This is a genomic window from Wolbachia endosymbiont of Pentalonia nigronervosa (assembly GCF_014534705.1).
GTDB lineage: Bacteria > Pseudomonadota > Alphaproteobacteria > Rickettsiales > Anaplasmataceae > Wolbachia.
In genome coordinates, this window is sequence record NZ_JACVWV010000073.1 from 1 (window position 1) to 4,875 (window position 4,875).

Below are 4,875 nucleotides of genomic sequence, written 5' to 3' on the forward strand. Positions count from 1 at the left end.
CTTACCATCAGATAAAGAAGATTGTATGTAATCGCGTAAGTATCTCATAGACAAAGTGTAGCACATTTTGCAACATAATGCAAATGAAATATGCAATCGGTAGCGTAGGTGAGAGATAGGTGAGAGCATATAGTACAAGAGCTTCTACAGGCAAAAAAGTTAGTAAAAAAATGTCTGTAGTTGAGATGGTAGAAGAACTTAGGTTTGTGGATTCTTTTTTAAGTAAAATTTCGATATGAATAATGGTTTCAATTCAAAGAACGCACATAATAACCCTTTAAACTCCAACAAAGGGCATTAGCAGGTTTAAAATCATCTTTGTTAGTTGTAAAAAAAAGTTTGCACAATAACCACCAGTACTTTCCAAAATGGAAACAACTCAAATAAAGAATTTAGCATGTGTCTGAACGAATTTTTCACATGGGGGACATCACAAGAAAAAATGCAAGAATATCAATAGGTTAAATTTTTCATTTGGGGGAACGAATTTTTCCCGTGCCCTGCAAGACCTGATCAATAGGCTGCATCCTTAAACCATATAACTGTTTATGGAGCTTCTATGAAGTCTAAAAATAAATACCCTAAGATTAATTATATATTAGTTAAGAAGGTAAGAGATTATGCTAAATATATGAAGTCTTTTAGATGTTTTGCTCATGACACTCTTGAAGATATAGAACAAGAACTTTTTTGTGAGATTTGGCCTTGTCTCAAGCAACACGAAAAAAGTAAAAGTAGTTTTTCCCACTTTGCAAACAAGGTAATCAAAAGTCGTGTTATTAATCTTATAAACAGAAAACAACGGATGAAATATGGTGGAGATATTGCCTTTCTTGACAATGAAACCTTGGATAGTTTGATTGATAGAAATTATGACTTTGAAAGCAAAGTTGCAGTATGTTCAGATGTTGAAAATCTTATTAAACAGTTACCACCACATTGGCAAGATCTTTGTGAAAAACTTAAAATTTATAATGTAGCTGAAGTTTCTGAAATTACTGGTTTATCAAGAACAACTATCTACAAGATTCTCAAACAAATAGGGAAAAAATTTCCGCACTTAAAGACCTATCTTTCATAAAAAATACGAAGGAGGGTTAACACTTACATGCTGAATGTTGAACTATATATATTAGGAGGGTATGAAATTATGACCTTAAAAATAATCAATAGTGAAGAAAGAGTAAAATTAGTAACAGGTGTGAAAATAGTAATCTTTGGACCTTATGGTATTGGTAAAACAAGCCTATTAAAGACTATAAGTGAACCAACACTTTGTCTTGACTTTGAAGCAGGTTTACTTGCTGTGCAAGATTGGCAGGGAGATTCAATTAGCATTCGCACCTGGAATCAAGCTCGGGATATTGCCTGTCTCATAGGTGGTCCAAATCCTGCACTAAAATCTGATTCAGCATATAGTCAAAGACACTATGAGCACGTATCAAGTAAATACAATGGGCTCTCTTCAGAGTTTTCTAAATATCGATGTATTTTCATTGATAGCATAACAGTTGCATCTCGTCTGTGTCTCTTATGGGCAAAAATGCAACCTGAAGCTTTTTCTGAGAGATCTGGAAAACAAGATATGAGGGCTGCATATGGATTACTTGCTCAAGAGATGATGGCCTGGCTCAATCAGTTTCAGCATATTCAAAACAAGGATATCATTACAGTTGGCACTCTTGGTCAATATTTAGATGATTTCAACCGTCCAACATGGTTACCTCAATGTGAAGGAGCTAAAACCGCTAGTGAAATTCCTGGTATAGTTGATGAAGTAATTAGCATGGTTGGAATCAAGAAAGATGATGGTACGGAGAAGCGTTCTTTTGTCTGTCATACTATCAATTCTTGGGGATATCCTGCTAAAGACCGTAGTGGTTGCCTTGATATGGTTGAAGAGCCACATCTGGGAAAATTACTTACGAAAATAAAAACTAAGGCCTTTGCCACTCAGCTTGTTACACACAATTAATTTTTTGGAGGACTATTTATGGCTAAAAACTCTCTATTATCTATTACGCAAAAAATTCCCTTTTTCAGTGTCAAAGAATACTTAGAAGATCAGTCACCTATACCCGATGACATTATTTCACCGAGAATTCTAACCCAAAGAGGTTTGTTAGTACTTGGCGGTCCTCCTAAAATAGGAAAGAGTGATTTTTTGATTTCTTGGCTTGTTCACATGGCTGCTGGAGTTCCTTTTCTTGGTATGGAGCCAAGTAGACCTTTGAAAATCTTCTACATGCAAACTGAAATTGAATATGAATACATGAAGGAACGTCTACAGCAACTTCAGCTCAATAAAGAACTTTTGGATGTAGCTGCTAACAACTTAATTATCACTCCAAAAGTACAACTATCATTTAATGGTGAAGAAATAAGTGAAATAAAAAACTCTTTAAATGAAAAGGGCTTTAAACCTGATGTTTTGGCTATTGATCCTCTTCGTAACATCTTTTGCAGCGAATATGGCAATGAAAATGATAATAGCGCTATGTTATTCTTCTTGCAAAAAACTCTTGAAAAGTTACGTAATGCTACTAATCCAGATGCGGGTATAATACTCACCCATCACACGAAAAAATTATCCAAGAAAATGCTTGAGGAAGACCCATTTCAAGGTCTTAGTGGTGCTGGATCTTTGCGGGGATTTTATAGTACTGGCATGGTAATGTACGCCCATGATGAGGAGAGTACCGTACGTCAGATAGTATTTGAGCTTCGTAATGGTGAACGCGTGCCAAATAAGCTTGTTGATAAGATAAATGGCCACTGGAGACTTGTTGATCAATGGAATAATTAATTTTAAATGGAGAACTATATGCTACAAAATTCTTTAACTGATTTTAACACCGTAAAACTACAAAGTAGTTTAATACCTAAAGGTACAATAGTCAAGGTAAAAATGGCAATTAAACCTGGAGGTTATGAATGTTGGTTCACTAGAAGTCTTTCTACTGGCAGTATCTATTTAAATGCTGAATTTACTGTCATTGAAGGGCCATATGCAAAACAGAAGATTTTTCAGATTATAGGTATTAAAAGTGGCAAAGCAGAAGGTACAGAAGATACTTGGGGAGAGTCTGGTCGTTCTATGATTCGCAGTATTTTGGAGTCAGCCCGAAATATTCATCCACATGATACTTCAGAGAAAGCAACTTTTGCTAGAAAAATTAACTCTATAGCTGATTTAAATGGTTTGGAGTTTACTGCAAAAGTAGGCATTGAGGTTGATAGTAGATATGGAAACAGGAATAGAATTGCTACGGTTGTTACTCCTACTGAACCTCAGAAGGATGACTGGGTAGCTAAACTTTAACTCTAAACGTATTTTTTAAGCAATTTTATTGGAGGTTTTATGGAATTTTGTATTACTGGAGAAATGGAATTTTTGTTACTTCATAATATTAAGGCATGTTTATTTTATTTACTTCCCAATGGTAAATTTTACAAGAAAAAATTTTATATTGGAAATGTTAATGGTGATCAGATTGTAGTTGAAGTAGCAGGTGGTAAAACTGGAAGCTGGTATAGCTTAAACACAAAAACTAGCGGTAATATTGTTACACTTTGGACTCTAGTTGCTGATAAAAACAAACTTACTGAGGTGATAAATGAATGGCTTAACAAGAGAATAATCGCAAGATATAGTTATTTTGACGAGAACAACCAAGTGATAGCATATGTATACCTATATAGAAATAATTACAGACATGCTTGGTATCCGAAAACTTCTGGTAAAGGCTTAAAATCACTATATAACATACCTGGTATTATTAGGTCCAATGAGATAGTGATAGTAAAAGGAGAGAAAAGAGCTGAAGTCTTAATAGAGCAAGGAATCACTGCAACAACTGTAATGCTTGGTATATACGAATCTATTAGTGAAACAGATTGGTCTATATTAATAGGTAAGCAAGTAATAATTTGGCCGGATAAGGATGAAAAATATGTTGAAAAAATTTCTGCTGAACTGGCTGATTTAGGAATATTGCATAGTATACCTAAAGGGTATGAAGAAGAGATAGATATAAAACGACTATTTGCATCAAACCAGAAGAATATACAGGCATTTCCAGCTAGACAATATTTAAAAGATAAATCTCCATTACCAAAAGACATAATTGCACCAAGGATTTTAACACCTGGAGGAATGTTATTGCTGGGAGGAGCGCCAAAGGTTGGAAAAACTGACCTCCTACTTTCTTGGTTAGCATATATGTCTGCAGGATTACCATTTTTAGGCATGGTTCCAGCTAAGCCATTAAAAATATTCTATCTTCAAACTGATATTGAGTACCACTACATTAAGGAGCGATTGCAACAACTGAATTTTGACGAAAAATCTCTAGAATTAGTATCAGAAAATTTAATTATTACTCCAAAGACAAAGCTACTTTTAGATTCTGAGGGAGTAGGAAAAATTGTTAATATTATGGAAGAAACATTAAACGTAAAAGAAGTAGATATCATTGCTATAGATACGCTGCGCAGTATTTTTGACTTTAATAAATATAAAGAAGAGAATAGCAATAGTGCCATGTTTTGTTTTTTAAAAAATAGAGTTGAAAAGTTACGAGCGATGACAAACCCTAGATGTGGTATTATCTTAACGCATAACACTAAAAAGGTATCAAAGAAATTATTGTCAGAAGAGCCATTTCAAAGTTTCAGCGGTGCATCTGCCTTAAGAAGTTTATATACTTCAGGTATAATGATGATGAAAAATAATGAACAGCACAAATTGATATTTGAACTAAGGAATGGCGAATCTATTCCAGCTATGCAGATTAGCAAGGTAAATAGCCAGTGGCGCAGCGTTGGTGTTACTTCTTAAGACTGAGAGTAAAAGGGTTGAGTCTGTAGCCGTAT

At 34.5% G+C, this 4,875-nt stretch carries 5 protein-coding genes; all 5 read left to right on the forward strand.

Features of this window, described 5'->3' with window-relative positions:
• Positions 1-559 precede the first annotated feature (559 nt).
• The 5 genes from IC220_RS06000 (at position 560) to IC220_RS06020 (ending at position 4,840) form a co-directional block, all read left to right on the forward strand.
• Positions 560-1,081 (forward strand): sigma-70 family RNA polymerase sigma factor, encoded by a 522-nt coding sequence (locus tag IC220_RS06000; protein WP_188153584.1) that lies wholly within the window; start codon positions 560-562, stop codon positions 1,079-1,081.
• Between the two features lie 69 nt (positions 1,082-1,150).
• Positions 1,151-1,975 carry an ATP-binding protein gene (locus IC220_RS06005; RefSeq protein WP_188153585.1) on the forward strand — a complete coding sequence of 275 codons (825 nt, stop codon included), beginning with the start codon at positions 1,151-1,153 and terminating at the stop codon, positions 1,973-1,975.
• 18 nt (positions 1,976-1,993) lie between these two features.
• Positions 1,994-2,806, forward strand: coding sequence for an AAA family ATPase (locus IC220_RS06010; protein ID WP_188153586.1), 813 nt, complete (start codon positions 1,994-1,996; stop codon positions 2,804-2,806).
• A gap of 18 nt (positions 2,807-2,824) precedes the next feature.
• Positions 2,825-3,322, forward strand: a complete 498-nt coding sequence (locus IC220_RS06015; protein ID WP_188153587.1) for a hypothetical protein — start codon at positions 2,825-2,827, stop codon at positions 3,320-3,322.
• A gap of 39 nt (positions 3,323-3,361) precedes the next feature.
• Positions 3,362-4,840, forward strand: coding sequence for an AAA family ATPase (locus IC220_RS06020; RefSeq protein ID WP_188153588.1), 1,479 nt, complete (start codon positions 3,362-3,364; stop codon positions 4,838-4,840).
• Positions 4,841-4,875: the final 35 nt, after the last annotated feature.